The organism is Flavobacterium sp. CG_9.1, assembly GCF_015751645.1.
Taxonomy (GTDB): Bacteria; Bacteroidota; Bacteroidia; order Flavobacteriales; family Flavobacteriaceae; genus Flavobacterium; species Flavobacterium xanthum.
The window spans coordinates 194,509-221,304 of sequence record NZ_JADOVC010000001.1; the positions used below are offsets into that span (position 1 = coordinate 194,509).

The 26,796-nt window shown below is 33.8% G+C and carries 28 protein-coding genes; 15 read left to right on the forward strand and 13 right to left on the reverse strand.

From position 1 onward, the window contains the following. From IWX83_RS00840 to IWX83_RS00880, 9 genes are all read left to right on the forward strand, one after another. On the forward strand, positions 1-2,124 hold the full coding sequence (locus IWX83_RS00840) for a gliding motility protein RemB (protein ID WP_196827074.1): 2,124 nt from the start codon (positions 1-3) through the stop codon (positions 2,122-2,124). A gap of 105 nt (positions 2,125-2,229) precedes the next feature. Further along, the gene (gene cyoE / locus IWX83_RS00845; protein WP_091254190.1) at positions 2,230-3,132 is read left to right on the forward strand and encodes a heme o synthase; all 903 of its coding nucleotides are present in this window, start codon (positions 2,230-2,232) and stop codon (positions 3,130-3,132) included. A 2-nt stretch (positions 3,133-3,134) separates the two neighbouring features. Further along, complete coding sequence (locus IWX83_RS00850) at positions 3,135-3,722, forward strand: cytochrome c oxidase subunit 3 (protein WP_196826997.1); 588 nt, start codon at positions 3,135-3,137, stop codon at positions 3,720-3,722. Between the two features lie 42 nt (positions 3,723-3,764). Further along, entirely contained in the window at positions 3,765-4,742 is a 978-nt protein-coding gene (locus IWX83_RS00855; RefSeq protein ID WP_073352135.1) for a cytochrome c oxidase subunit 3, read from the forward strand. A gap of 18 nt (positions 4,743-4,760) precedes the next feature. After that, positions 4,761-5,111 carry a cytochrome C oxidase subunit IV family protein gene (locus IWX83_RS00860; protein WP_073352133.1) on the forward strand — a complete coding sequence of 117 codons (351 nt, stop codon included), beginning with the start codon at positions 4,761-4,763 and terminating at the stop codon, positions 5,109-5,111. A gap of 78 nt (positions 5,112-5,189) precedes the next feature. Next, entirely contained in the window at positions 5,190-5,831 is a 642-nt protein-coding gene (locus tag IWX83_RS00865) for a hypothetical protein (protein WP_196826999.1), read from the forward strand. A 12-nt stretch (positions 5,832-5,843) separates the two neighbouring features. Further along, positions 5,844-6,530 carry an SCO family protein gene (locus IWX83_RS00870; RefSeq protein WP_196827000.1) on the forward strand — a complete coding sequence of 229 codons (687 nt, stop codon included), beginning with the start codon at positions 5,844-5,846 and terminating at the stop codon, positions 6,528-6,530. 1 nt (position 6,531) lies between these two features. Further along, complete coding sequence (locus tag IWX83_RS00875) at positions 6,532-7,116, forward strand: DUF420 domain-containing protein (RefSeq protein ID WP_073352127.1); 585 nt, start codon at positions 6,532-6,534, stop codon at positions 7,114-7,116. Then, positions 7,106-7,354 carry a hypothetical protein gene (locus IWX83_RS00880; RefSeq protein WP_196827002.1) on the forward strand — a complete coding sequence of 83 codons (249 nt, stop codon included), beginning with the start codon at positions 7,106-7,108 and terminating at the stop codon, positions 7,352-7,354. The genes IWX83_RS00875 and IWX83_RS00880 overlap by 11 nt, the downstream gene beginning before the upstream one ends. 28 nt (positions 7,355-7,382) lie before the next feature. On the opposite strand, the gene IWX83_RS00885 is transcribed toward IWX83_RS00880, so the two are convergent. Next, positions 7,383-8,792 carry a DUF4403 family protein gene (locus IWX83_RS00885; RefSeq protein WP_196827004.1) on the reverse strand — a complete coding sequence of 470 codons (1,410 nt, stop codon included), beginning with the start codon at positions 8,790-8,792 and terminating at the stop codon, positions 7,383-7,385. Between the two features lie 188 nt (positions 8,793-8,980). On the opposite strand from IWX83_RS00885, the gene IWX83_RS00890 reads away from it, so the two are divergent. From IWX83_RS00890 to tsaB, 3 genes are all read left to right on the forward strand, one after another. Further along, positions 8,981-10,417 carry a TolC family protein gene (locus IWX83_RS00890; RefSeq protein ID WP_073352122.1) on the forward strand — a complete coding sequence of 479 codons (1,437 nt, stop codon included), beginning with the start codon at positions 8,981-8,983 and terminating at the stop codon, positions 10,415-10,417. A 6-nt stretch (positions 10,418-10,423) separates the two neighbouring features. After that, positions 10,424-11,731: an efflux RND transporter periplasmic adaptor subunit gene (locus tag IWX83_RS00895; protein WP_196827006.1), complete on the forward strand. Its 1,308-nt coding sequence runs from the start codon at positions 10,424-10,426 to the stop codon at positions 11,729-11,731. Between the two features lie 82 nt (positions 11,732-11,813). After that, complete coding sequence (gene tsaB, locus IWX83_RS00900) at positions 11,814-12,485, forward strand: tRNA (adenosine(37)-N6)-threonylcarbamoyltransferase complex dimerization subunit type 1 TsaB (RefSeq protein ID WP_196827008.1); 672 nt, start codon at positions 11,814-11,816, stop codon at positions 12,483-12,485. A gap of 23 nt (positions 12,486-12,508) precedes the next feature. Here tsaB and IWX83_RS00905 read toward each other — a convergent pair whose 3' ends face one another. The 4 genes from IWX83_RS00905 to IWX83_RS00920 form a co-directional block, all read right to left on the reverse strand. Further along, positions 12,509-13,363: a mechanosensitive ion channel family protein gene (locus IWX83_RS00905; protein WP_196827010.1), complete on the reverse strand. Its 855-nt coding sequence runs from the start codon at positions 13,361-13,363 to the stop codon at positions 12,509-12,511. Between the two features lie 80 nt (positions 13,364-13,443). Further along, positions 13,444-14,280: a hypothetical protein gene (locus tag IWX83_RS00910; RefSeq protein ID WP_196827012.1), complete on the reverse strand. Its 837-nt coding sequence runs from the start codon at positions 14,278-14,280 to the stop codon at positions 13,444-13,446. Between the two features lie 382 nt (positions 14,281-14,662). Beyond that, positions 14,663-14,863: a dodecin family protein gene (locus tag IWX83_RS00915; protein WP_066080331.1), complete on the reverse strand. Its 201-nt coding sequence runs from the start codon at positions 14,861-14,863 to the stop codon at positions 14,663-14,665. A 111-nt stretch (positions 14,864-14,974) separates the two neighbouring features. After that, a complete protein-coding gene (locus IWX83_RS00920) occupies positions 14,975-15,874 on the reverse strand; it encodes a NifU family protein (RefSeq protein WP_073352112.1) in 900 nt (299 codons plus the stop codon). A gap of 171 nt (positions 15,875-16,045) precedes the next feature. Here IWX83_RS00920 and IWX83_RS00925 point away from each other — a divergent pair, with 171 nt between their 5' ends. After that, on the forward strand, positions 16,046-17,044 hold the full coding sequence (locus IWX83_RS00925) for a type IX secretion system membrane protein PorP/SprF (protein ID WP_196827014.1): 999 nt from the start codon (positions 16,046-16,048) through the stop codon (positions 17,042-17,044). A gap of 14 nt (positions 17,045-17,058) precedes the next feature. Continuing rightward, on the forward strand, positions 17,059-17,577 hold the full coding sequence (locus IWX83_RS00930; RefSeq protein ID WP_073352108.1) for a gamma carbonic anhydrase family protein: 519 nt from the start codon (positions 17,059-17,061) through the stop codon (positions 17,575-17,577). Positions 17,578-17,586: 9 nt separating this feature from the next. On the opposite strand, the gene murI is transcribed toward IWX83_RS00930, so the two are convergent. From murI to IWX83_RS00970, 8 genes are all read right to left on the reverse strand, one after another. After that, on the reverse strand, positions 17,587-18,366 hold the full coding sequence (murI, locus tag IWX83_RS00935; protein WP_196827016.1) for a glutamate racemase: 780 nt from the start codon (positions 18,364-18,366) through the stop codon (positions 17,587-17,589). A 108-nt stretch (positions 18,367-18,474) separates the two neighbouring features. Continuing rightward, positions 18,475-18,975 carry an OmpH family outer membrane protein gene (locus IWX83_RS00940; RefSeq protein ID WP_073352104.1) on the reverse strand — a complete coding sequence of 167 codons (501 nt, stop codon included), beginning with the start codon at positions 18,973-18,975 and terminating at the stop codon, positions 18,475-18,477. Between the two features lie 21 nt (positions 18,976-18,996). Continuing rightward, positions 18,997-20,007: an OmpH family outer membrane protein gene (locus IWX83_RS00945; RefSeq protein WP_196827017.1), complete on the reverse strand. Its 1,011-nt coding sequence runs from the start codon at positions 20,005-20,007 to the stop codon at positions 18,997-18,999. A 36-nt stretch (positions 20,008-20,043) separates the two neighbouring features. Beyond that, positions 20,044-22,773 carry an outer membrane protein assembly factor gene (locus tag IWX83_RS00950; RefSeq protein ID WP_196827019.1) on the reverse strand — a complete coding sequence of 910 codons (2,730 nt, stop codon included), beginning with the start codon at positions 22,771-22,773 and terminating at the stop codon, positions 20,044-20,046. Then, positions 22,706-23,446, reverse strand: coding sequence for an isoprenyl transferase (locus tag IWX83_RS00955; RefSeq protein WP_196827021.1), 741 nt, complete (start codon positions 23,444-23,446; stop codon positions 22,706-22,708). The genes IWX83_RS00950 and IWX83_RS00955 overlap by 68 nt, the downstream gene beginning before the upstream one ends. Before the next feature lie 4 nt (positions 23,447-23,450). After that, entirely contained in the window at positions 23,451-24,125 is a 675-nt protein-coding gene (locus IWX83_RS00960; RefSeq protein WP_196827023.1) for a DUF6089 family protein, read from the reverse strand. A gap of 167 nt (positions 24,126-24,292) precedes the next feature. Continuing rightward, the gene (locus IWX83_RS00965) at positions 24,293-25,177 is read right to left on the reverse strand and encodes an NAD kinase (protein WP_073352093.1); all 885 of its coding nucleotides are present in this window, start codon (positions 25,175-25,177) and stop codon (positions 24,293-24,295) included. A gap of 78 nt (positions 25,178-25,255) precedes the next feature. Continuing rightward, positions 25,256-25,915: a CBS domain-containing protein gene (locus tag IWX83_RS00970; RefSeq protein ID WP_196827025.1), complete on the reverse strand. Its 660-nt coding sequence runs from the start codon at positions 25,913-25,915 to the stop codon at positions 25,256-25,258. A 114-nt stretch (positions 25,916-26,029) separates the two neighbouring features. Between IWX83_RS00970 and IWX83_RS00975 the strand changes: the two genes are divergently transcribed. Next, a complete protein-coding gene (locus IWX83_RS00975) occupies positions 26,030-26,743 on the forward strand; it encodes a pyridoxine 5'-phosphate synthase (protein ID WP_073352089.1) in 714 nt (237 codons plus the stop codon). Positions 26,744-26,796: the final 53 nt, after the last annotated feature.

The window sequence follows — 26,796 nt, forward strand, 5'->3', positions numbered from 1 at the left end:
ATGAACAAAGGGTGGTTGGCATTATTTTTAATTATGTATTCTTTTATTATTTCTGCTCAAGAAATTACAAGCGTTACAGTTCAATCCAGCAACTCTGCTGAGCGTTTTCCTATTTTTTCGGACTGCCTGAATTTACAAGTCAAGGTTTTAGAGTCTTGTTTTTACAATCAGGTACAGGATTTTGTTTTTACAAATTTTGAAGTTCCAGATCGTCTTAAACAAAATGATTTTCAAGGAAATGTCAAAGTACTTTTTGAAGTAGATAGCAATGGTGCTTTTAAGGTGATTTATATTGATGCCACAGAGAAGGAATTGATTCAAGAAACAAAAAGAGTTTTTGGTAAATTTCCAAAAATTCAACCAGCAACCTATAGCGGAAAGCCTACGTATGCTAAATTTACCATGGCACTTGCGATCCCTTTAAAAAGTAGAGAAGTAGTAGTTGCAGATACTTTGGCGAAAGTCAAAATTGCGCCAAACAACACTAAAAAATTAACAGAACTGGATAGCATTGTATATTCCAAATTTGACAATCCTGATTTGGATAGTCATTTAAATGTGCCTTTTTCTCATAGTTATTATGCGCAATTTGATGCTTCGTTAAATCAGATGGGTAGTAACAACCACACTGCTTCAAAACCCTATACGTATGCTGAAGTATCAAAATATTATAATCTAAAAGAGGTACAGGAAAAGTTAAAAAAGAAAGCTACCACTTGGTGGGCACGCAAATTATGGAATGAAAATACAGTAGAAATTCAAGGGGATGACTATTGGTTTACGTTGAATCCTATATTTGATCTACAGGTTGGCAAGGCTTCAGGAAGCGAAGCTTCTTACACTTACGTAAACACACGTGGAATTAATTTTCGTGGTGGACTGGGCAAAAAGCTCAATTTTACCACGACCGTTTTTGAAAGTCAGGGTCGTTTTGCAGATTATTACAATCGGTATGCAGAATCGATAAAGCCAGCAGGAGGAAATCCTGCTATTATTCCAGGGATGGGAATTGCAAAAGATTTCAAAACAGATGCGTATGATTTCCCTTTGGCAGAAGCCAATTTAACTTTTGCTCCAAGCAAATATATTGATTTGCAATTGGGTTATGGTAGGAATTTTATTGGAGATGGATACCGCTCTTTATTAGAAAGTGATGGCGCTAGTCCGTATCCTTACTTTAAATTGAATACTAATTTTTGGAAAATAAAATATACCAATACATATATGTGGCTCAAAGATGTTCGTCCAGAGGTTACATTAGAAAGAACGTATGCTACAAAGTTCATGGCAAATCACTATTTGAGTTGGAACGTCTCCAATAGATTGAATCTGGGTTTCTTTGAATCAGTGATTTGGACGAATACCAATGACAGAGGATTTGATGTGAGTTTTGTAAATCCAATTATTTTTTACCGTTCTGTTGAATTTGCTTCTTCGGCTAGAAGCGGAAATGCTATTCTAGGGTTAACCTATAAATACAAATGGAGCAATCAGATTAATTTTTATGGCCAGTTTATTTTGGATGAGTTTTCTTTAGGAGATGTTAAAAAAGGAGATAATAGTTGGAAAAATAAATATGGATATCAGTTGGGAGTCAAATATTATAATGCTTTCAAAATGGATGGTTTACTGCTGCAATTAGAGTACAATCATGTTCGACCATACGTGTATTCTCACAGCATGCCAATTACAAATTACGGGCATAATAATCAAAGTATTGGACATCAATGGGGAGGTAATTTTAAAGAGTTGATCGCTATTGCACGCTATAATAAGGGAAGGTATTTTGCTGATGCAAAAATCACTGTGGGAACACGAGGATTGGATTTTGATTCAATCGAAAATGGTTTTAATTATGGAGGGAATATTTACAAGGATTACGATGAAAATAGACCATTTGATAGTGGGGTAAAAGTAGGGCAAGGAAATAAAACTGCTGTCTTTATTGCTGATTTTCAGGGAGGATACTTGGTAAATCCGACAACTAATTTAAAATTATTTGGAGGTTTTATTTATAGAAGTTTTGACCCTACTAAAAACACAGCGACTGCTTTTAGTGAAAGCACGAATTGGCTCTCTGTAGGGTTGAGAGCGGATATCTTTAATTGGTATTTTGACTATTAATTGTTATTTTATTGTTTAGTACTCTTTTTATGAATTGTTTTTTGTCAAATCCCTTTTGATAGCCTACTTTTGCAAAAGTTATTACAAAGTAAATAATCCTAAGCATTGAACGCAACACAAAGTACACTTTCTTTAAAATCCGTTTATATTGATTTCCGCGAAATCACTAAAGCACGGCTTGCTATTAGCGTTGTTTTTTCGTCTATAGCTGGATATATGCTTGGGATTAATGATTTGCAATCTTTAGGTTGGATCACACTTTTGAAATTAGCTGTTGGTGGTTATTGCATGGTGGGAGCTTCTAATGCTTTTAATCAAGTTATTGAAAAAGATTTAGATGCCTTGATGGATCGAACAAAAAACCGTCCGGTTCCAGCTGGCAGGATGTCTCGCGGTACCGCTGTGGTTATTGCAAGTCTTCTGACGATTATTGGGATTGTGTTACTTTATACGATCAATCCGAAAACGGCCATGTTTGGTGCCATTTCAATATTTTTATATACGAGTGTTTACACACCTTTAAAAACCATGACTTCGTTGTCTGTTTTTGTCGGTGCTTTTCCAGGGGCAATTCCTTTTATGTTGGGTTGGGTTGCGGCTACTGGAGAATTTGGAATAGAAGCAGGAACGTTATTTTTAATACAATTCTTTTGGCAATTTCCGCACTTTTGGGCGATCGGCTGGTTTTTATATGAAGATTATGAAAAAGCGGGATTCTTTATGTTGCCTACAGGTAAAAAAGACAAAGGAACCGCATTGCAGGTCATACTATATACAGTTTGGCTTATTTTAGCATCGATTTTGCCAGTTTTTGGATATACGGGACGTTTGTACATAACGCCAATTGCAGCTGTTGTTGTGTTTTTACTAGGGTTGTGGATGTTGTTTTACGCCGTTCAATTGTATAAATTAAGAACTGCAAAAGCTGCCCGAACCTTGATGTTAGTGAGTGTGTCTTATATTACGTTATTGCAGTTAGTTTATATATTAGATAAATTTTTAAGATAGTTATGGAAATGATAATGACAGTAGAGGAACAAAAATCCAGAACAGCACGATCATACAAATTGATTTTGTTGTTTGCAATGGTGAGTATGACCATGATGTTTGCGGGACTTACGAGTGCTTTCGTAGTGAGTAAATCCAGAGCAGATTGGTTGAAAGATTTTCAATTGCCAACCGCTTTTTATTACAGTACAATTGCCATTATAGGGTGTAGTGTGACTTTTCATTTAGCTAAAAAGGCAATTCTAAAAAACAATCAAAGTAAAACGACAATTTTTCTTTTGACTACATTAGTTCTAGGAATTTTGTTTGTAATTTTGCAGTTCGTAGGTTTTGGACAAATAGTAGATAATGGGTATTATTTCACGGGAAGTGGAAGCTCAATCACAACTACTTTTTTATATGTAGTTACTGTTGTGCACTTGATTCACCTTGCTGGTGGCGTGATTTCACTGCTAATTATAATTTATAATCATTTTAAACAAAAATACAATTCATCTCAAACCCTTGGAATTGAACTTGGTGCAATGTACTGGCACTTTCTTGATTTATTATGGGTTTATTTGTTTTTGTTTTTATATTTCTTTAAATAAGAAAAAAACGTAAATTTGGGAACTTTTTAACGAATAACTTTTATGGAAGCGACAGTTACTACTGCTAATAGTGAAGAAAAAACTTGGGGAGGCGGCAATGAGCCAATGGGAGCAAGTTATGGTAAATTAATGATGTGGTTTTTTATCGTATCAGATGCCTTAACGTTCTCTGGATTTCTTGCAGCTTATGGTTTTTCTAGATTTAAATTTATTGAAACATGGCCATTGGCTGACGAAGTGTTCACTCACTTTCCGTTTATGCATGGAGTATCTGCTCCGATGTATTATGTTGCATTAATGACTTTTATTTTGATTTTTTCATCTGTGACAATGGTTTTGGCCGTGGATGCAGGGCATCAAATGAAAAAAAACAAGGTAGTTCTTTATATGTTTTTGACCATTATCGGTGGTTTGATTTTCGTAGGATCTCAAGCTTGGGAATGGAAAAATTTCATAAAAGGGGAATATGGTGCTATTGAGACAAAAGGAGGTAGTTTACTTCAATTTGTTGATAAAGAAGGACACCGTGTAGCTCTGGCTGATTTTGCAATGACTTTGCCAGAAGAAAGAGAGCAATTGACAAGAAGTAAAGGGAAATGGTTCATGAGTGAGGGATCTTTACCCTCTTATTCTGTAGCTGAAGTGCAAGCAGGTTTTAAAGCCCACCCAGAACTTTTGATTAGAACTGAGGTTGTAACCAAAGAAAAGCAAAAAACAATTCTTTCGAGAGAAGAATCGGTGGCAAGATTAAGTCAGGCCCATTATGTCGTTGAAGGGGCTAATTTGCAACGAAACGAGTATGGAAGTAAATTATTTGCTGACTTCTTTTTCTTTATCACAGGATTTCACGGGTTTCACGTTTTTTCTGGAGTGATTATAAATATTATTATATTTTTCAATGTGCTTATTGGAACATATGAAAAAAGAAAAAGTTATGAAATGGTTGAGAAAGTTGGTCTTTATTGGCATTTTGTCGATTTAGTTTGGGTATTTGTATTCACCGTTTTCTATCTAGTTTAATTTCAAAAAGTAATTATCATGTCACACGAACACGTATCGAACATAGGTAGAATCTGGAAAGTTTTCGGAATATTGTCTGCCGTTACAGTAGTAGAAGTTTATTTGGGGATTTTAAAACCAGATGTTCTTTTTATGAATGATTTTTTAAGTATGAACTTACTTAATTGGATCTTTTATGCCCTTACTATTTTTAAAGCATATTACATTGTATGGGCATTTATGCACATGGAAGGTGAAAAAAGTACCTTAAAAAGTGCAGTTGTTTTTCCAGTAATTTTTCTGATTTTATATATACTCTTCATCCTTTTAACCGAAGGGGATTATATTTACGGGGTTTTTAAAAATTCTACTATCAAATGGAATTTTTAACAAGATATTAATTCAAAAATAGGGTATCCGTCTTGGCGGATACCTTTTTTATTTTATAGTAATAATTGAAACAGCATAATGAAAAAAAATATTGTTCTTTTCGTTCTATTTATTTTACCTATCGTTGCTTATCTCTTTTTCGCCTCCGGCGTGAATGGTTTTACCAAACTTCCAACTATTACACCTAATACAGCTGATTTAGGTAATTGGCACTCTTTAGATGGTAAAAAAGTTACTTTGAATGGTAAAGTAACTGTTCTTGGTTTTTCTGGAACAGAACTTTTAAGAAATAGAGGTAATTTTTTTAATCTAAATCAAAAAATTTATCAAACGTATCACACGTTTAAAGATGTACAATTTGTTGTCATTTGTCCAATTGGAACTGAAGCAGATGCTAAGAAAGTAGTAGATGCATTAGCTGCTTTTACGGATGTTGCACAATGGCGTTTTGTATTTGCCTCGCCTGCTGAGATTACTTCTTATCACTCCCAATTAAAATTGGTTGAAAAATTAGACGATAAATTTGGAACTCCTAAAGTCTATATCGTTGATAAAAAAAGAAATCTTCGAGGTAGAAAACTGGTGAAAGATACTAAAGAAGGATACAACACTTTTCATCCGGCAGAGTTGAGTAATGAGATGCTAGATGATTTTAAGGTTATTCTTTATGAATATCGCGCTGCACTCAAGAAGAATAATAACGCTACTAGAAAAATTTAATTTTAACTTACGATGCTTAAAAATAAATCATACATAGGTATTTCATTTATTATTTTAATTTTTGGTATTTATGCCGTTCCTAAAATAGTAGAAAGAATAAAGAATGATAAGGTGGTTCAAGGCGACCGATTAGACCGAGTGAATCCAATAACGGCTAATGAGGATCAATTGATCAAAATAGGGCCAGCTCCCAAATTTGAATTAATTAATCAGGACAATCAGAAAATAACTAACGAGTCCTATAAAGGGAAAGTATATGTGTTGGAATTCTTTTTTTCAACCTGTCCAACGATTTGTCCCAAGATGAATCAAAGTATGCTTCTTATTGAAAAAAAATTCTTTGGTAATCCAAATTTTGGAATTGTATCTATTACTATCGATCCTGAACACGACACGCCACAAGTATTAAAAGATCACGCAAAATTATTGGGCGTTAAGTCTTCAAATTGGAATTTTTTAACTGGAGACAAAGCGTATATTTTTAATTTAGCCAATAAAGGGTTCAATCTCTATGCGGGTGAAAATAAAAAAGTAGATGGTGGTTTTGAACATTCAGGGTTATTTGCCTTAATTGATAAGAATGGTAATATCCGATGTAGAAATGATGATTTCGGAAATCCCATTTTGTATTATGATGGTTTAGATAAAAAAGGAGTTAGAAACATTCAACAAGATATTAATATTTTATTAAAAGAGTAAAATGAAAGAGCAATCTTTAGAAAAGAAATATAGTAAGTTAATTGTAGCGGTATCTATCATAATACCGGTTGCTGTCGCTATTCTTTTTGGAGTTAAATTAAAGGATTTTGGTTATATTGTAGAACCTCTTTCTTTTTTACCTCCTATTTACGCTACTACAAATGGAATAACAGCTGTGTTGTTAGTTGCTGCAGTTGTTGCAATTAAAAATGGCAATAGAAAAATTCATAGTATTTTAATGAAAAGTGCTATTGCTTTGTCTCTTGCATTTCTTGTAATGTATGTGGCTTATCACATGACTAGTGATTCAGCTGTGTTTGGGGATTTAAATCACAACCGCATCTTAGAAGATACTGAAAAGACAAGCATAGGATCATTGAGGATTGTTTATTTGCTAATTTTAGTTACTCATATTATTTTATCAATTGCTATCATTCCAATGGTGCTGATTACTTATGTTAGAGCATTGGCACAAAATTTTGAGATGCACAAAAAAATAGCTCGGATTACTTTTCCAATCTGGTTGTATGTTGCCATTACAGGAGTAGTTGTATATTTAATGATTTCGCCTTATTATGTATATTAAAGTAAAAAATAAAGCTCAGAAGATCGTAGTTTGCGTATCTCTTTTTGTTTTCAGTCTCCTTTCAGTTGCTGCAAATGCACAATGTGCTATGTGTCGTGCTGCATTAACTAGTGAAGGAAATACGGCAAAAGCAGCGGCTGTAAATGATGGAATTGTGTACTTAATGGTAATCCCTTACGTTCTTGTTGCAGGGATAGGATACGCTATTTATCGTATGAAAAAGAATAAATCAAGTTAAGAATTTCGTCTTCTGTTTTTTTCTAAAATTACTTTAGTCCATTGATGGTTACATTGGCGCTTCCATTAATTTTTATGAAGGCAATAATAGCTTGATTTGTTAATTGAATTTTTTGAAATTGAATCTCCTCCATTTTACCGTTTATAAAAACTCCTTGCATAGGAGAATAATTTTTTAAATAAGTCATCATATTTTTTTGCCCTTCTTCTAGATTTTCTTTTATAGAGTAACGGCAACTTTGTTCGATTTTTTTAAGCACTACTCCCTGTGCTAGCCAATTAGCTGTTTGCATTAATTTGTTTTTAGTGTCTAAGGCATAACCTAATTGATCAAAAAATATTTCTTTGGTTTGTTCATTATATTTTGGAAATCCAGAAAGATAAATCGTTCCGTTCACGGATCCCAATAGATCTAGGGCAATTATCATTTTTCCGTTTTTATGCCAAATAGCTACATTTTGAACTTTTACTTTCTTTGATCCTGATCCAAATTCCTGTCCAGAAAAATTCTTTGTCATAATTTTAGAGGCTTCTTGATAGGTTGAAATAGCGACAATATTTGCGGAAAGATCTTCGGGGATTTTGGTAACTGTCTTCAAGGTGATTTTGGATGCGTTGAATTTTGTTTCTGGTTTTTTTCCAATTAATGTTTCCATGTTACACTTCATCCCCATTTCTATTACGAAACTGTCATTTTTTAATTTAGCAGTAGTGGAATATATTTCAATTGGAACAATTCGCAGCCAACTTTCATAGGTATCATTCATTAAAAATGGCGTGCAAATTTTTTCTATTGCAGTCAGAACATTGGGTTTGAAATCCATAGATTTTGAGATAGCTTCGTCAATTTTTCGTTCTATTTTTGATTTAAATAGTTTTATTGCAGGATTGATCAAATAAGTAACAGGAACATTTTTTCCAAAAACAGTCATTGTAGGGCTTTCATTCCACTCTAGTGATTTTAGCTCTGTTTTTGTATTTAGTTTCCAATTTGTCAAGGCAACATCGCTTACTAAGTTGACAACACCATCAAGATGAAATTCACGGGTATCATACATTTCTATCCCCATTTTTTTGGTGCCAATTCTATATTTAATAATAGCTTTTAATGGTAAAATAGTACTTATTTTTTCGCCTTTTCCATCGAGATTGTTTTTTATTGTAATTGGAGCAAGTTTCCAAACCTTCATTTCTATGTCGTCATCCTCGATAGTGTTGTCTTCGTAAATTAAACCATTTAAGAGCACATTGGTTTGATTCTCGATATCTTTTATTTTGACCGTGATGGGTAAATTTATGTATGAAATTACGTTTTCATATTGCAAAGGGGTAGCGTCATCTGGTTCTGGTTTTAATGCCGCTATTTTAGTGGTTGTACCGCAACTTGAAAGCAATAAAAAAATAGAGATCACGAGGACATTGAGATTGAATTTCAGCATTTTTAGTTTGGTTTAAAGTAGCAAAATTAACAAAAGAATTCTTTTTTTATGATTTTTTGTAACAAATGGTAATTTCGAAAGTCTAATTGTTTTATAATGGATTTAGAAAAGTAAATTTTTATTTTATGGATCTATAGTAGAAAAAGTTAAATTTGTTTGCAGTATACTGCACTTTTATTCAAAAATGTATGAAAATAGGAAGTTTTCTCAGTTTAATTACCTTACTATTTTGTTGCTTAACAAGTCAGGCACAAAATAAAAAGTGGACCTTAGAAGAGTGTGTACAATATGCTGTCCAGAATAATATATCCATAAAACAGACCGAGCTGGATTCTAAAACAGCACTTATCGACAAGAGGGGAGCAATTGGGAACTTTTTGCCTTCTTTGAATGTTAACGCGTCTCACTCATGGAATATTGGTTTAAATCAGGATATTACTACTGGTTTGCTTCAAAATCAAACTACCCAGTTTACCTCTGCTGGTGCCAATGTTGGGATAGACATCTATAAAGGTATGCAAAACCAAAATACGCTTCGTAGAGCAAATCTTTCCATAGTAGCTGCCAAATATTCATTGTTAAAAATGCAGGAAGATATAGCGCTGAATGTAGCAAACGCTTTTTTGCAAGTGCTTTTTAACAAAGAGAACCTAAAGGTTCAAAAGCAACAGCTAGGAATTAATGAAAAACAATATGCTCGTTCTGAAGAGTTAGTGAATGCAGGATCGATTCCTCGCGGTGATTTATTGGATATTAAAGCTACTGTAGCATTGAACAATCAAAATGTCGTAGCTGCCGAGAATGTATTGCTAATCTCTAAATTGAGTTTAGCCCAACTATTACAATTAAAAGATTTTGAGAATTTTGATGTGGTAGACGATAGTGATTTTGGAGATGAAAATAATATTTTGGCACAAACTCCAAACGCAATTTATGATAAAGCTTTAGAAGGTAGAACCGAATTGAAAATTGCTAGAACTAATTTGGAAATTGCGGAGAAAAATGTAGCCATAGCTAAAGGCGCGTACCAACCTACATTACAAGGATTTTACAGTTTTAATTCTAGAGTTTCCTACAGCGACAGAGTGACAGGTGTAGCACCTAATACTGCAAATCCTACTTCAATTTTAGGTTTTGTAGAAGGCACAAATCAAAATGTTTTGAGTCCAAATTTCACAAGGGTATTGGGAGGTCCAGCACCATTTTTTGATCAATTTAGCAACAACAAAGGACAATCTTTTGGCGTCCAGTTATCGATTCCAATTTTTAATGGATTTTCTGCTCGTAATAATGTAGAGCGCTCTAAAGTAAGTTTAGAAAGATCTAAAATTGCCGTTGAACAACAAGACCTTGACTTGCAGAGAAACGTTTTTACAGCTTTTGCAGATGCTAAGGGCTCGCTTAATGCAAATGAAGCAGCTGTTGTGGCTCTTGAAGCAAGACAGGTAGCCTATAATTACGCTAAAGAAAAATACGATGTAGGTTTAATGAATTCCTTTGATTTCAACCAATCGCAAACCTTATTGACTAATGCGCAGTCAGAAGTCATTAGAACAAAGTACGATTACATTTTTAAAATTAAAATCTTAGAATTCTATTTTGGAATTCCTCTCATCAAAAACTAATTTATTATGTCTAAAAAAACAATTTATATCTTAATAGGCGGAGCAGTAGTGATCATTGCTGGACTTATAGTGCTTTCAAAATCAGGAGTAATCGGTAATAAAGATAAGGGAACTGAAGTAGAAATAGCTCAAGTTATCCCTACAACTATTGTTGAAACTGTTTCGGCTACGGGGAAAATCCAACCTGAAATTGAAGTGAAAATTTCATCAGAAGTATCAGGAGAGATTATTTCATTAAATGTAAAAGAAGGTCAAGTCGTTAAAAAAGGAGATCTGTTGGTTAAAATAAATCCGGATTTATATACTTCAGGTTACAATCGTTCGGTTTCAAATTTATCTGGAACTAGAGCTAATTTAAGCCAAGCAGATGCTTCTTTCAAGGAATCGAAATCCAATTATGACCGAAATAAAACATTGTTCGAAAAAGGAATTATTTCAAAAGCAGATTGGGATAAAGCTGTTGGCTCTTATGAAGTAGCAAAAGCATCGAAACAAACGGCTTATTTTAATGTTCAAAGCGCAGCAGCAACTGTAAATGAAGCTAAGGATAACTTAGGACGTACCACAATTTATGCGCCTGCAGATGGAACTATTTCAATGTTAAACGTCGAATTAGGTGAGCGGGTTTTAGGGACACAGCAAATGACAGGAACAGAGATCCTAAGAGTAGCCAATCTCAATAACATGGAAGTTGAAGTAGATGTAAATGAAAATGATATTGTAAAAATTAAAGTAGGAGACGAAGCAAAAGTGGAAGTGGATGCGTATTTGAAAAAACAATTCAAAGGAATCGTAACTAGTATTTCTAATTCAGCAAGTTCTGCTCTAACAGCTGATCAGGTGACTAATTTTAAAGTAAAAGTGAGAATTGTTAAGGAATCCTATGAAGACTTATTAGAGGGAAGACCAGATACGTACTCCCCTTTTAGACCCGGTATGACTGCAACAGTAGACATCATTACCGATACAAAAAGTAATGTATTGTCAGTGCCAATCAGTTCTGTTGTAATAAAATCGGATACAGCGGCTGTAAAGGAGATTAAAGTGGTTGATCCCAATGAAGATCAAAAAGGAGCTGCGCCTAAGAGCGATAAAAAGTTCGAGTGTGTTTTTGTGAAAGTTGGTGATAAAGCTAAAATCAGAATCATTAAAACCGGAATTCAAGACGACACAAACATCGAAGTTTTGGCTGGTCTTCAAAAAGGAGACGTGGTTATTACAGGCCCTTATTCAACGGTCACTAAGGATTTGAATTCAGGTGATAAAGTGGCATTACTAAGTGATAAAGATAAAAAAGGCGAAAGTAAAAAATAAGCCTTAGCATAATAATTTTGAAATCACAATCATAAAATATAATTTTGTGATTGTGATTTTTAATTTAAAATAAAAACTAGTATTGGGCTATATATTAAACATTGAGACGGCAACGAAGAACTGTTCTGTTGCTCTTGCTAAAGAAGGGAAAACGATTTTTTTTAAGGAAATAGCTGAAGAAGGATATTCACACGCAGAACGTCTCCATGTATTTATTGAACAAATAATTAAAGATGCAGGGATTACATTGAATGATCTTTCTGCTATAGCAGTAAGTCAAGGTCCTGGTTCTTATACTGGATTGAGGATTGGAGTTTCAGCAGCAAAAGGCCTTTGTTATGCCTTAGATATTCCACTAATTGCTGTAGATACTTTGCAAGTATTGGCTTCACAAGTGACTATTTCTGATGGATTAATAATTCCAATGATTGATGCAAGAAGAATGGAGGTATATAGCGCCATCTTTTCGCCTAATTTTGAAAAAAAACGAGAAGTTCTCGCTGAAATTATTACTGAAAATTCCTTTGACGATTTAGAGGATACACTCTATTTTGTGGGAGATAGTACTGAAAAATGCAAGTTGGTTTTAACGAAAGGGAATTGTGTTTTTCTAGAGGATATAAAATATCCTTCTGCTCAAGAAATGAGTCCATTGAGTTATGCAAAATTCAAAATAAACGACACCGTGGACGTCGCTTATTTTGAACCGTATTACCTGAAGGATTTTTTGGTTACTGCTCCTAAAAAACAATAAATCTTTCTACTACGAGCTATTTTTTAATTTTGCTGTTTTGGGTCAACTGCAGTACTGGTTTTGGTTGTCGATTCCTTTACAAACGGTTGGAAACAAATACCTGCTGCATCAAAAGCTTGTTTGCAATTTTCTAAAGTGTCTGAGTAAACATCCCAAAAGTCTTCATTTGTAGCCCAAGGCCTCACCGCTAGTTGTATGCCGCTGTCTGTTAAGCCTTTTATGGATACTTGGGCAGCTGGTGTTTGTAGTATTTTGGGATTATTGTTTAGAACGGAGGTTATTATATCTTTTGCCTTTCTAATATCGGTGTCATAGGAAATGGATATGGTTAAATCTGCTCTTCTTGTGTTTTGAAGAGAGTAGTTGATGATGTTTCCATTGGATAATGATCCGTTGGGTATAAAAATGGTTTGATTATTAAAAGTGATTAGTTTGGTTACGAATATTTGTATTTCGCAGACTGTTCCTGTTACTCCCTGTGCTTCAATCGTATTTCCAACTTTAAACGGTTTGAAAAGGATAATCAACATTCCCCCAGCAAAATTAGATAAAGAACCTTGAAGTGATAAACCTACTGCAAGTCCCATGGCACCAAGAATAGCTACAAAAGAAGAAGTTTCAATCCCTAACTTGGAGATAAACGAAACAAATAAGATGACTCTTAATACCCAAAGTAAGATATCTGCTAGGAATTTAGTTAATGTTGGTTCCAAGTCTCTTTTAACCATTAACCTTCTGATGAATCTATTAATGAGTCGGATGATATAGAGTCCTGCAAATAGAATAATAAAAGCAGAAATTAATTTTGGAGAATAGTCAACTAGTACTTTTATAAAAGTGTTGGCGTAATCTGTAAGTTCCTTCGGGTTTAGATTCATTTTATTTAAATAAAAAACCTTCTCAAAGGAGAAGGTTATGTTTGAATAGCAAAAATACAAATAAATTATTTTTTAATAAATTAATCTGCGTCTTCTTCTATTTTATTTATTGCTTTTGCGGTAATTATTTTTGCTTGATCATCGGAATCCTCCACAAAAGTGCTTGTTTTTTCAACACTATTTTCAACAATATCTGAAATAGTTATTTTAGCAGTATCAACTAAGTCCTCTGTTTTTTGAATAGTTGGATCGGTTTTTTCTTCTATTGTGTCCAAAGTATCTGAAAAATTTGTTGCGAGGTCTTTGGATACTTCTTCTGCTTTCATACCTATTGTTTCCGTTTTTTCTTTTACTATTTCTATAGTATCGGATAGAGCAGTTTTGGCTTCACTGGATAGATTTTCTACTTTATCTGTTGTCAATTCTGCCGTTTCTTTCAAGGTATCTTCCGCAGTTTCTAATGCGTTACTTGCTGTACTGGAATAGTCATCCACAGTTTCTTTATCTTGAGTGGCAAAATTTTCTAATTTATCGGCAATTGGAGTAGTTGTTCCCTTTACTTTTTTTATGGTGTCTTCAGCAAAATTCTCTGCTTTTTCAAGATAAAGTGTTGTTGTTTCCTTTACTTTTCCAAATGTTTCCTCTGCAAAATTTTCTGCTTTTTCAAGGTAAGGTGTTGCTGTTTCTTTTACTTTTTCAAATGTTTCCTCTGCAAAATTTTCTGCTTTTTCAAGGTAAGGTGTTGCTGTTTCTTTTACTTTTTCAAATGTTTCCTCTGCAAAATTTTCAGCTTTTTCCAGGTAAGGTGCTGTCGTTTCTTTGGCTTGTTCAAAAGCAGTATCTGCTTTTTCTGCTAAATCGCTTGCTGTTTCTTTGGCTGAGCCAAATAATTTTTTAAAAAATGAAGATAGTCCCATATTATTTTTATTTAATTTGCCTTACAATAGTAGTCATTTTTTTTTAAGATTTCCTACTTCGGGTATTAATAATTTGTTTATAATCAGCAAATTGCGTTTAAAGTATTTAGTTCCACTTTGGATAAAACTAAATTTTTAGGTAATAATAGCAGTTATTTATGAAAGTGAAGTGAAGCTTTTTTGCACGGTCCACTAAAACAGTCTTTATAATTTAGGGGCTTTCTGTGGTTTGTGTTATATCTAAAGCAGCTTTTCAAGAAATAAGGAAATTATTCTAAAGGCTCGAAATAATAAAGGGTAATCAGACAACCGAAAGATTTAAGTGGTAACAAATAAAAAAAGCGTTTCTAATGAAACGCTTTAGTTTAGTTTTTGTATTAATCTATTCGAGTTCGAAAGTTAATTTTAAGTTGACTCTAAATTCCGTTACAGCTCCATTATTGACCACTGCACTTTGTTCTCGAACATAGACCGAACGAATGTGTTTTACGGATTTTGCGGCTTTAGCCACTCCCTTACGAGTGGCATCTTCCCAACTGATTTCTGAGTTTGAAAGTACTTCTATTACTTTTAATATTGACATGATTTCTAGGTATTTAGTGAAGCATAAATTTACCTATTTTTTTTGAATTCAATCTTTAAAAGAGAATTTATTTTTAGTAACTATCAATAAAACAGTAGTTTATGAGTTTGTTTAGGCGTTTATGGCTTCAACTTTGATGCTTTCGTCATTTAACATGCTTTTCAGCATATTTTCGATTCCACTTTTTAACGTGAAAGTGGATGATGGACAACCACTGCAGGCGCCTTGCAAAATCACTTTTACAGTTTTGTCCTTTTCATTGTACGAATCAAAAGCAATGTTTCCACCGTCAGCTTGCACAGCAGGTTTTACATATTCTTCTAGTATGTTGATGATTTGTTGAGAGGTAACATCTAGATTGTCAAATTCTTTTGCTTTTGTAGTTTCCTCAGCGGTGACGGTCGCAACATAATTTTCATCTAAAACAGTTCCCCCATTTTCGATATATTGTTTAATGAAGCTTCTTAATTCTAAAGTTATTTCCTGCCATTCATTGATTTCATACTTCGTCACTGAGATGTAATTTTCATCAATGAATATTTCTTTTACATACGGGAACTTGAACAGTTCTTTAGCTAAAGGTGAAGCAGCAGTTTGATCAATATTTTTGAATTCAATGGCGTTTTTTGTTAGCATCTTGCTTACTACAAATTTTAAAGCGGATGGGTTTGGCGTTGTCTCGCCATATACCGTAACGGGCTGTTTTTTAGTTTTATTTTCATCAACAGAGATGATTGTTCCACCATCGGTGACAAATTTTTCCATTTGCTCGGCCACCGCATCTTTAACATCTTCCCATTCAACAATATTGTATTTTTCGATTGCGATAAAATTACCAGAGATGTAAATTGTTTTTACAAAGGGTAAATAGAATAGTTGTTGCGCTAGTGGTGACGTTTTTGCTTCGTCAATATTCTTGAACTCAAAACTTTCATTTTCAGTGATAAAATCTTGAAATTCAAACTTTAATATCGTTGGGTTTTGTGTTTCTTTTATAGTAACTTTGTTCATGGCTTTTGAAATTTTTACAAATTTAGTAAAGTTATTTTCTACGAATAACTATATTTGATTTTTTAATGAATAAATTAACTTTAGTTTAATTTGAGATAAGGCATTTGATCGTTTTTAATACGAAACTTTATATTGATTTAGAAATTATTCATTTAACCAAAAAGTATTTCAATGTATCATAAAATTAGAATTTTAGCTGCCCTATTCTTTATATCTCATTATTCTTTTTCACAAGAAGGAATTCCGGTTTATTCCGATTATTTGTCAGATAACTATTATTTGATACATCCTTCTATGGCTGGAGCTGCAAATTGCGCTAAAGTTAGACTAACTGGTCGCAAGCAGTGGTTTGACCAAGAAGATGCCCCAGAATTACAAACCCTTAGTTTTAATGGTAGGGTAGGAGAAAATGCAGGGGCAGGTGTTATTCTTTTTAATGATAAAAACGGATATCATTCCCAAAAAGGAATTAAATTTACTTACGCCTATCATTTAATGTTTTCCAGAGATGAAATTGATTTGAATCAATTGTCATTTGGTATAAGTGCAGGTTTTATTCAAAGCCAGCTCGACGAAACTGAATTTAGACAATCGGGTGATTTTGATCCCATTATTGATGGAACTATAGTACAGAAAGATGCTTATTTTAATGTTGATATTGGTGCATCTTATAATTTTCTAGATTTTTATGCACATGCTACAGTTAAAAATGCGATAGAGACGAGAAGAGATATTTATACAGAATATGAAAGTGATAATTTAAGAAAATATTTACTGAGTGCAGGATATATCTTTGGAGATCGTGATCGAATATTATGGGAACCGTCTCTTTTATTTCAAATGGTAGAAAAAACTAGAGAAAAAGCGATTGATATCAATTTGAAAGCATATAAAAATCTAGATTTTGGAAGAGTTTGGGCTGGATTGTCCTACCGAAGAAGTTTTGATGGAGCCGAATTTTTGGTTGGAAATACAGTTTCTACTCAAAAATTGCAGTATATAACCCCTATAGTTGGAGTTAATTTTGATAAGTTTATGTTTGCTTATACCTATTCTCAATTGTCTGGAGCCGTTAAGTTTGATAACGGTGGTTATCACCAAATTACTTTAGGAATCGATTTATTTTGCAGACCTGTAAAATACGATTGCAACTGTCCAGCAATTAATTAATTCAAAATTTAATTATGCTTATTAAATCTGTAAACGGTAAATCGCCCGCTATTCCTGAAGATTGTTATGTAGCCGAAAATGCAACTATTGTTGGTGACGTTACTTTTGGATCAAATTGTAGTGTTTGGTTCAATGCGGTTATAAGAGGCGATGTTAACTTTATCAAAATCGGGAATAAAGTAAACATACAAGATGGAGCCATTATTCATTGTACTTATAAAAAACATCCAACTGTAATTGGTAATAATGTTTCTATTGGACATAATGCAATAGTACATGGTTGTGTGGTTCATGACAACGTATTGATAGGAATGGGAGCTATTGTAATGGACAACTGTGTGATTGAAAGTAATTCTATCGTTGCTGCAGGAGCTGTAATAACACAAAATACAGTTGTGGGAGCAGGCTCAATTTGGGCTGGTGTTCCTGCAAAAAAAGTAAAAGACATCGACCAATCTGACTTTGCAGGAGAAATTGAACGCATTTCCAACAATTATGTAATGTATTCCAATTGGTTTAAGGACGAAGAATAACTAAATTCTCTAGAAATCTTTTTCTATTGCAGTATACTTATTTTCTAAAATCTCTTTTAAAACTTCTGAATTGATATTGGTATAAAAAATAGGCTCGGTTTTCTCGGCCGAAGAAAAACCTATTCTTTCGGCTAATATTTTTTGAGTCTGTTTGGCAACAGCTTGACCTGAATCAATAATTTGAATGTGATCGGGGAGTATTTTTTTTATTTGTGGTATAAGATAGGGAAAATGACTGCAGCCCAACACTAAATAATCCATATTGGCTTCGATCATTGGAGTAAGATACGATTGCAATAATTGAGTCATTTCTGGTGAATTGATTTCGCCATTTTCAATAAGTTGGACTAATCCATGACCCACTTGTTCAATTATTTTAGTATCTTGATATTTCGCTACCGCCGTGTGAAAAAGTTCACTATTTAAAGTGCCTTGTGTTGCTAGTATACCTATAATTTGTGTTTTAGAATTTGTAACTGCCGGTTTTATAGCAGGCTCAATTCCAATGAACGGAACATCGTATTTCGATCTTAACTCTTGAATGGCGTTAGTTGTGGCAGTATTGCATGCCACTACAATTAATTTGCAGTTCATCTCTAGCAGAAATTCTGTGTTTTTCATGCTCAATGCAATTATCTCCTCCTTGGATTTTTGACCGTAAGGAGCATTTTTACTGTCTGCTAGATAAATAGTTTTTTCGTTAGGAAGCAATTGATGAATTGCTGACCAAATAGAAGTACCGCCAATGCCGGAGTCAAAGATCCCTATGGGTTGATTGTTGCTGTTCATAGTAACAAAGTTACATGCTACGATTTAGAATTCCTACGATTTGATTTAAACAAAAAACTGCTCAACCTAATAAGAGATTGAGCAGCTTTTATACGACAAAAAATTCTTTTAGAAGCCTAAGTCTTTTTTTACATCCATAGTCAAATTTGGACCATCTGCAAGTAAAAGAGAAGAACCATCTAATACATATTGGAATCCTTTTGCTTTACCCACTTTTTGGATTGAAGCTCTTACTTTTTCCATTAATGGTTTTACGATATCAGATTCTTTTTGTTGCAATTCTTTTTGAGCATTGTCTCTATAGTCAACAATTCTTTTTTGCATATCCTGCACTTCTTTAGAACGCTCACCATTTACAGCTTCAGTTACCGTTGCAGCTTCTGCTTCGTATTTTTTTAATTTTCCTTGGTATTCTTCAACCATTTTTTTGTAATCAGCATCGTAAGTCGTACTCAATTTATCTAATTGTTTTTGAGCTTCTAACATTGCCGGCATTTTTGTCATAATTTCACTAACATCAACATGTGCTGTCTTTGCTTGTGCATTCATTGTTTGATTTGCTCCTAACATTAAAATTGCAGCAATTAGTAGAGTTTTGATTTGTTTCATCGTTTTTAAAATATTAAGTAATTAATTATTGTTTGTATTTTCTTTTAATTTTTCTTGTTTTGCTTTTTTCAGCGCTTCTCTATCTTCCAGTATTTTTTGTCTTCTTTCTTCTAATGCCTTTTTGCGATCTTCAAAGACTTTTTTGCGGTCTTCCAATAATTTTGCCTTTGCATCCGCTTGTTTTTGTCTTGCCTGATCAGCAGCTTCTTTGGTTTTGTCAACGCCAGTTTGGGTTGCTGTACTTCCTTCTTTAGCTACATTTGCAGAAACCGTGCCATTTTTTTTAGCCTCTCTGTCGTCTTGAATTTGTTTCCTTTTGTCGTCAAATTCTTTTTTCTTTTGTTCTTGAAGCAATTTTCGATCTTCCAGAACTTTTTCTCGTGCAGCTTTTTTCTCCTCTAAGAGTTTTTGTCTGTCGGCTAGTGCGGGATTGCTGTCTAAAGCATCTTCTTTAAGCTCTCTGGCTTCCGCTTCTTTTTGTTGTTTTTTAGTTAGCTGTTCTCTTTTTTCAGTGCGGTTTAATATCCGTAAAACTTGCTCGCTAATGTCAAATCTTTTGGCTGCGAATAGCATCGTCAAGTCTGAGGCTTTGTCAAATATAAAGTCGTACTTAAGACGCTCTGCGATATCTTGAACGGCGGTAAATACTTGATCCTGTATTGGCTTTACCAGAACAGATTTTTGTAGTATTAAATCGCCATTGGCACCAAATCTTTTTTGTTGGTATTCTAAATTTTCGTTTTCAAGGAAACTAATCTCTGTTTCTCTTTCGTCAATTAATTCTTTTGTGAGTAATGCTTTTTCTGCTTTTAAAGCCTCTTTTAGTTTACTAATTTCAATTTTTTTAGTATCAATTTCCAGTTTCCATTTTTGAGCTTTCTGTTCTAATTGGATCTTTGCTTCCGTATAATCAGGTACATTTTGTAAAATGTATTCCATATCAATGTAGCCCAGTTTATTTCCTCTGGCTTGTCCTTCCATTGTTTGCACTGCAATGAAGGCTAAAAATAGACTTAAAAATTGTTTCGTCATAACGGTTTTCTATTAGAAATTGTCAACCAATTTTTTTTAGAATTGTTGTCCAATGATAAAGTGAGTTTCCCATCCATTCGCTTTCGCTTGTCCTGGTAACGCATCAAAACCATGTCCAAAATCAATTCCCAATAAACCAAATGCTGGCATAAATACACGCAACCCAACTCCAGCGGAACGATTTAGGGCAAAAGGATTATAGGTTTTAAAATCTGCAAAAGCGGATCCTGCTTCCATAAATGCCAATGCATAAATTGATGCGGATGATTTTAAGGTAATAGGATAACGCAATTCCATTGAAAATTTATTAAAAACAGTACCTCCAATTTGTTCTCCGGCAGCATTTGTAGGAGTCAAAGAGTTATTAGGATATCCTCTTAATTGGATATTCTCTCTACCGTCCATTTGAAAGTTAGCTAATCCATCACCACCAAGAAAGAATCTTTCAAATGGAACAGCACCTCTATTTTGATCGTATGCGCCAAGGAAACCAAACTCGGTCAATGTTCTAAGGACTAATTTACCATAAATTTTGGTGTACCAGTCTGCCTTGAATTTTATTTTATAGTATTCTAGCCAATTAAATCGTTTTTGATCGACTTTACTAACATCCGCAGCTGCTAGTCTAAAGTCTGTTACCTTATTTCCATTGATGTCAATATAATCACCTATGCTAACGATGTTTCCATTTGCATCAGGTACATTTTGTCGATCGACAGTGTTTTTCAATTTGTATTCTTCTTGATCTCCTAGTGTTGCGTAATCCACTCCATTAAACAAGGAATAAGGAGGAGTTAATTTTGCTGAAAGACTAAATTCTGAACCATAGGTTGGAAATATTGGATTCACACCTTTACTGCTTCTGGTAAGTCCTACGGTATAGGCAAGGTTTCTAGAGGTTCCATTCCCAAAAGTAAATAACCCGGTGTTGTAATTGTTTAATGCATAATATTGGTAGCTCACAGACTGAGACAGTACGAAATAATCATCTGGCACAGTAAGTCTTTTAGCCAAACCTACCGATAAGGTTAGGATGTCAAAACTTTTTGTTTTATCTGCTCTTTGGGTTACAAAATTATTTAAAAACTGTTTACTGTAAGATAGCGATGTGCTAAACGATACTGGTTTTTTACCTCCAAACCATGGTTCTGAAAACGATACACTGTAGGTTTGAAAAAACGTACTAGCTTGTAAACGCAAGGATACTTTTTGACCGTCTCCCATAGGAAGTGGTTTATAGGCATCTTTGTTAAGCAAATTTCTAGCTGAAAAGTTGTTGAAAGACAGTCCAAGTGTACCAATAAAACCGCCACCGCCATAACCTCCTTGTAGTTCAATTTGGCTGGAACCTTTCTCAACAAGATTGTATTCAATGTCTACAGTTCCTGCTCCAGAATCTACATTTTTGAATTTAGGATCAATCGCTTCTGGATCAAAAAATCCTAATTGTCCTATTTCTCGAATGGTTCGTACTAGCTCATCTTTACTGTATTTTTCTCCTGGTTTTGTTCTTAATTCTCTGTAAATTACTCGGTCATTTGTCTTGTCATTTCCTACTACTGTGATTTTATTAAAGTAAGCAATTGGACCTTCAGTGATTCGGATTTCAAAATCAATAGTGTCGTTGGCTGTTTTTACTTCAACAGCATTTACATTTGAAAATAAATAACCACTGTTTTGGTATAAATTAGTAATATCCTCTGCATCTGGTTTAGACTTATCTGCAATTCTTTTTTCCAAAAGCACTCCATTGTAAGTGTCTCCTCTATTTACGCCTAATATTCGACTTAATCCTTGATCAGTATAAACGGTATTTCCTAAAAATTTAATTTCTCCAAAATAATATTTGTTCCCTTCTTCTAGATTTATTGTAATGTTTAGAGCATTTTTATTTTTGTCAAAAGAAACAGAATCTGAAATTATTCTAGCATCTCTATATCCTTTTTCTTTATAGGAAGCAATTACTTTTTCTAAATCGGTTTTGTATTTATCTTTTATAAATTTAGATGCTTTTAGGAGTCGGAACGGGTTTTTTTGTTTTGTATCCTTCATTGCTTTGCGCAATTTTTTATCAGATATTTTTGTGTTGCCAACAAAATCTATACTCTGGATTTTTACTTTTTGACCTTTGTCAATAGTTACAAGCATGTTGACTTGGTTTGCTATGGCAGTGTCTTTTACAGTATTGATGTTTACTTTTGTGTTGTAGTAACCGTCTTTTTTATACTTGTTTTCGATGTAGTTTTTAGTAGTAGTGACTAAGTTTTCATTGACTACTTTTCCTTTGGTCAATGAATTATCTTTGATTAAACCTTCCGTTTTAGTTTTCTTAACGCCAACAAATTTAACCTGATTTAATTTGGGTAATTCGATAATATTTAGATCAAGGTAAATACTGTCATTTTGGATTTTATTTACATAAAAAGAGATTTCGTCAAAGAGACCTAATTTCCCCAATTTTTTAATAGCAGCACTAATTTCTTCACCTGGAATTGTGATTTCCTGTCCTTTTTGTAAACCAGAAAAAGTTACTACAGTTTGGGAGTTAAAACTGATATCGCCAACTATGGCTACATCTGCTAGAATGTATTTTTTACCCTGATCAAAAGGAACTCTTTCTTGTGCTTTAACTTGTGTAAAACTTCCAAAAATCAAAACGGTAAGGGCTATTTTTATGCTTTTATTTAACACTAAAAAATTATTTAATTTGTTCACTTGTTTTTCCAAATCTACGTTCTCTTTTTTGATAACTAACGATAGCCTCATATAAATCTTGTTCTTTAAAGTCTGGCCACAATATGTCAGTAAAATACAATTCTGCATAGGCAATCTGCCATAACAAAAAGTTACTTATCCTATGTTCTCCACTTGTTCGTATTAATAAATCTACGTCCGGTAAATTTTGCGTGTAAAGATGCTCATTAATAATGGAATCGTCAATAGCGTCTATTGAAATTATATTATTTTTAACTTTACTACATATATTTCTTACCGCTGCAACTAATTCTTCCCTAGAACCGTAGCTTAACGCCAAGGTTAGCGTCATTTGTGTGTTACTACTTGTTTTGTTAATTACATCAAGAAGTTCTTTTTGAGCAGATTTAGGTAATTTGTCAATATTTCCAATAGCATTTAGCTTGATGTTGTTTTTTTGCAATGTGGTGAGTTCTTTTTTCAACGAGTTGATCAACACTTTCATTAAGGTGTCAACCTCTAGTTTTGGCCTGTTCCAATTTTCGGTTGAGAAGGCATATAAAGTAAGGAATTCGATGCCTAGCTTGGCACTAGCCTCAATGATTACTTTCACTGATTTTGTTCCGCTTTCATGACCTAAAGCTCTCAAAAGTCCTTGCTGTTTTGCCCAACGCCCATTTCCATCCATGATGATGGCAAGGTGTTTTGGCAGTTTTGCCACGTCGATATTCTGTAGTAAATTCATCTCTTTATTCTGCACAATAACAGGGTTTTTGGCCAAAAGTATACGTTAAAGTAACTCCTGTGAACACGTACCAATCATTGTTATTTATATTTCCAAAATTTTGATTGTAACTTCCATCTATATTGTCAGTCAATGTATATCTTACTCCTGTTTCTAATGCTATTAGGAAACGGGGCGAGATGTTTGACTTGATTCCTACAATCATTGGTATAGCTACTGATTTCCTTCTTTCTGTTCTGCCTTTAACCGAATTTCCCGTTTGAGTATCAGTTAAGGTATATTTTGTTAGAAAATAACTTAAACCAGAGGACACATAGGGAGTGATTTTAACACTTGATTCATGAAGGTTGAAATCAAAAAAATTGAATTCAATACCTGCAGATGCTTCTTTTAAATTGTTTTCAAAACGATAGCCTCTTTGATTTCTGCCGGCTTCTTTTGAATCTAAATCACTTGAAGTGATTTCAGATTGTGTATAAGAAAATCGGAAAGCATGTCTCGGACTTTTATTCCATTTATAAAGAACTCCAAAAGCAGGTTCATTAGGTGAGAGGTAAGTTGTAGGCCCCACATCTCCAATATAATTACTTCCGCCTAGAAAAACACCAATCTCATGTATCTGAGCTTGGACGCCCATCATTGAGAATAAGCCAATAAATAAATAAAAAATCTTGTTCATTAAATCAAAAATTGCGTGCAAATATAATAATTATCATTTCGTTTCAATACCCATTCTGCTAAATGTGGTTTTTTTTACTAATTAGTGTAGTAACAACCGCTAAATATGCATTTGTTTCATTTAAACGGTAAAATTTGATAAAATCGTATGGCTCTTGAAAAATAGATTTAATTCCGCTTGTCTTCTCCCCAAAGTAATTTATTGCGCAACGTTTTTAAAAAAGTCTCTTCTGGAATTTCCACCATGTTTATTTGAAAAGGAGTTTTCTTTAAAGTTAGTATGGATTCATTTTTTACAGAGGTGACTCTGGAATCTAAGGAAACTAAATAGTTTTCTTCTCTTCCTGTAACTTTCAATCGAATTTCAGTTTCATCAGGCACTACCAATGGTCTGGCAGTTAAATTATGTGGCGCTATGGGTGTGATAACTAAGCTTTTGACATCAGGAGTCAAAATGGGGCCGCCACAACTCAAAGAATATCCGGTAGAACCCGTGGGAGTCGATATGATTAAACCATCTGCCCAATACGAGTTCAAATATTCATCATTCAAATACGTGTCAATCGTAATCATCGAGGTAGTGTCTTTTCTACTAACTGTAATTTCGTTCATCGCAAAGTTGATTTCTTCAATAGATTCATTTGGTGGCGAACAACTTAAACTCAACAAGGCTCTTTTAGAAATAGTATATTTTTTATCTATTACAAATTGCATAAATTCAGCAATGTTCTCCTTTTGAACAGTTGCCAAAAAACCTAATCGTCCAGCATTTATTCCTAGAATTGGAACGCCTGAATCCCGCACTAATGTAGCGGCTCTCAAAATAGTTCCGTCTCCTCCTATGCTAATCAGCATATCAAAACTGGAGTCGATTTCTGTATGAGAACTGAACGTTTTATATTTTTTTTCGACAATCTTTCGTTCATTAAGCATCAACAAAAAATGAGACTCGATAATCATCTCTACCTTATTTTTATTGAAAAAGACAAAGATGTCGTTTATAATGGGTTCGGTACTATTTTGATAATATTGGCCGTAGATAGCTACTTTCATCTTTTTATTGAATCTTTTAATGGTGATGTGTTTATTTTGACATGTAACGGACTAAACCAATAATCAGTCAAATGAGAACTATATATTAAGGTATTTATCTAAATAATCAGAACGTTCCTTTAAATTACTGATGTAGCTGTCTTCCTGATGCTCTGAGATGATTTCATAATCGTATCTTCTAAAAGTTTGGATTATTTCGTTCATGGCGCCCAACGTTATTTTTAGGGTCACTTCCACGCTTTCCACATCTGCTTCAGAAATGAATAAGCCCAAAAGCTTGCCATTATTACTTTCTACAATTTGGGTAATTTGGCTCATCGAATAATCTAAAATTGGTTTTTTGACCACAATAATGGCACCCGGTTCCTTTAAGAAAGGGGTTTCGTGAAAAAATTTCAGAATATCTTCTATTTCATAGTACCCTACATAGACATTGTTTTCATCTAAAACAGGAATTAAATTGGTATGATTTTTTGCAAATACTTCCAAAACATCAAGCCAGATAGTGTTGGTTCTAGCAAAAAAACCTTCAAGTGTAAACCGATAATCAGTCACTTTCTTCTCAGGGTCAAAAGTTTCTATGTCTTCTGCTGCAATACTTCCAATATAAATTCCTTCCTCAATTATTGGAAAATGCGAAAAGTGACTGCCGTCAAAAAAAGCCTGAACAGTTGAAATACTTTCCTGACTGTCAATCGCTCTAAAATCGTTAGTTATATATTCTGTAATTTCTGTCATAAATCAATTGGCAATATTCGATGCAAAATAATCAAAAATAAGCAAAAACTCCTAGATTTAACTTTGTATTTTTGCTTCAAGTAAATAGTAGTATCAAAATAAAAAGGAGTTTTAATGACAAAGTTAAGTGTAAATATCAATAAAATAGCCACTTTGCGCAATGCTCGTGGAGGAAATGTGCCCGATTTATTAAAAGTTGCAGCCGATATTCAAAAGTTTGGAGCACAAGGAATCACGATTCATCCGCGTCCGGATGAACGTCACATCCGATATCAAGATGCTCGAGATCTCAAATCAATCGTGTATACGGAATATAATATAGAAGGGAATCCCGAGAAAACTTTCCTGGATCTTGTTTTAGAAATAAAACCTACTCAAGTGACTTTGGTGCCAGATGCAATAGATGCTATAACCTCAAATGCGGGTTGGGACACTATTAAGCATGGCTCCTATTTAACTGAAATCGTTCAGGAATTTCAGCGCAATGGAATTAGAACCTCTATTTTTGTAGATCCAGTTTTGGAAATGATCGAAGGAGCAAAAAAAATTGGAACTGAAAGAATCGAATTGTACACGGAAGCATTTGCGCATCAATTCGGTTTGGGGAATCAAAACGCAATTTTACCCTACACAGAGTCCGCTATTTTGGCTAATGAACTTGGACTGGGCATTAACGCAGGCCATGACCTTAGTTTGGATAACATCCAGTTTTTTAAACAAAATATTCCGGGATTACTCGAAGTATCCATAGGTCATGCGTTAATTGCTGAAGCCATTTATCTGGGGCTGGACAATGTGGTTAATATGTATTTGCAAAAATTAAAATAGTATATAAAAAAACGATTTATGAATCTGGATAGACCAAATTGGAATCAACTATC

Coding starts and splice junctions, on each gene's coding strand:
- IWX83_RS00840 (WP_196827074.1), top strand. CDS start 1: ATGAACAAAGGGTGGTTGGCATTATTTTTAATTATGTATTCTTTTATT.
- IWX83_RS00850 (WP_196826997.1), top strand. CDS start 3,135: ATGGAAATGATAATGACAGTAGAGGAACAAAAATCCAGAACAGCACGA.
- IWX83_RS00855 (WP_073352135.1), top strand. CDS start 3,765: ATGGAAGCGACAGTTACTACTGCTAATAGTGAAGAAAAAACTTGGGGA.
- IWX83_RS00860 (WP_073352133.1), top strand. CDS start 4,761: ATGTCACACGAACACGTATCGAACATAGGTAGAATCTGGAAAGTTTTC.
- IWX83_RS00865 (WP_196826999.1), top strand. CDS start 5,190: ATGAAAAAAAATATTGTTCTTTTCGTTCTATTTATTTTACCTATCGTT.
- IWX83_RS00870 (WP_196827000.1), top strand. CDS start 5,844: ATGCTTAAAAATAAATCATACATAGGTATTTCATTTATTATTTTAATT.
- IWX83_RS00875 (WP_073352127.1), top strand. CDS start 6,532: ATGAAAGAGCAATCTTTAGAAAAGAAATATAGTAAGTTAATTGTAGCG.
- IWX83_RS00880 (WP_196827002.1), top strand. CDS start 7,106: ATGTATATTAAAGTAAAAAATAAAGCTCAGAAGATCGTAGTTTGCGTA.
- IWX83_RS00885 (WP_196827004.1), bottom strand. CDS start 8,792: ATGCTGAAATTCAATCTCAATGTCCTCGTGATCTCTATTTTTTTATTG.
- IWX83_RS00890 (WP_073352122.1), top strand. CDS start 8,981: ATGAAAATAGGAAGTTTTCTCAGTTTAATTACCTTACTATTTTGTTGC.
- IWX83_RS00895 (WP_196827006.1), top strand. CDS start 10,424: ATGTCTAAAAAAACAATTTATATCTTAATAGGCGGAGCAGTAGTGATC.
- IWX83_RS00905 (WP_196827010.1), bottom strand. CDS start 13,363: ATGAATCTAAACCCGAAGGAACTTACAGATTACGCCAACACTTTTATA.
- IWX83_RS00910 (WP_196827012.1), bottom strand. CDS start 14,280: ATGGGACTATCTTCATTTTTTAAAAAATTATTTGGCTCAGCCAAAGAA.
- IWX83_RS00915 (WP_066080331.1), bottom strand. CDS start 14,863: ATGTCAATATTAAAAGTAATAGAAGTACTTTCAAACTCAGAAATCAGT.
- IWX83_RS00920 (WP_073352112.1), bottom strand. CDS start 15,874: ATGAACAAAGTTACTATAAAAGAAACACAAAACCCAACGATATTAAAG.
- IWX83_RS00925 (WP_196827014.1), top strand. CDS start 16,046: ATGTATCATAAAATTAGAATTTTAGCTGCCCTATTCTTTATATCTCAT.
- IWX83_RS00930 (WP_073352108.1), top strand. CDS start 17,059: ATGCTTATTAAATCTGTAAACGGTAAATCGCCCGCTATTCCTGAAGAT.
- murI (WP_196827016.1), bottom strand. CDS start 18,366: ATGAACAGCAACAATCAACCCATAGGGATCTTTGACTCCGGCATTGGC.
- IWX83_RS00940 (WP_073352104.1), bottom strand. CDS start 18,975: ATGAAACAAATCAAAACTCTACTAATTGCTGCAATTTTAATGTTAGGA.
- IWX83_RS00945 (WP_196827017.1), bottom strand. CDS start 20,007: ATGACGAAACAATTTTTAAGTCTATTTTTAGCCTTCATTGCAGTGCAA.
- IWX83_RS00950 (WP_196827019.1), bottom strand. CDS start 22,773: ATGAGGCTATCGTTAGTTATCAAAAAAGAGAACGTAGATTTGGAAAAA.
- IWX83_RS00955 (WP_196827021.1), bottom strand. CDS start 23,446: ATGAATTTACTACAGAATATCGACGTGGCAAAACTGCCAAAACACCTT.
- IWX83_RS00960 (WP_196827023.1), bottom strand. CDS start 24,125: ATGAACAAGATTTTTTATTTATTTATTGGCTTATTCTCAATGATGGGC.
- IWX83_RS00965 (WP_073352093.1), bottom strand. CDS start 25,177: ATGAAAGTAGCTATCTACGGCCAATATTATCAAAATAGTACCGAACCC.
- IWX83_RS00970 (WP_196827025.1), bottom strand. CDS start 25,915: ATGACAGAAATTACAGAATATATAACTAACGATTTTAGAGCGATTGAC.
- IWX83_RS00975 (WP_073352089.1), top strand. CDS start 26,030: ATGACAAAGTTAAGTGTAAATATCAATAAAATAGCCACTTTGCGCAAT.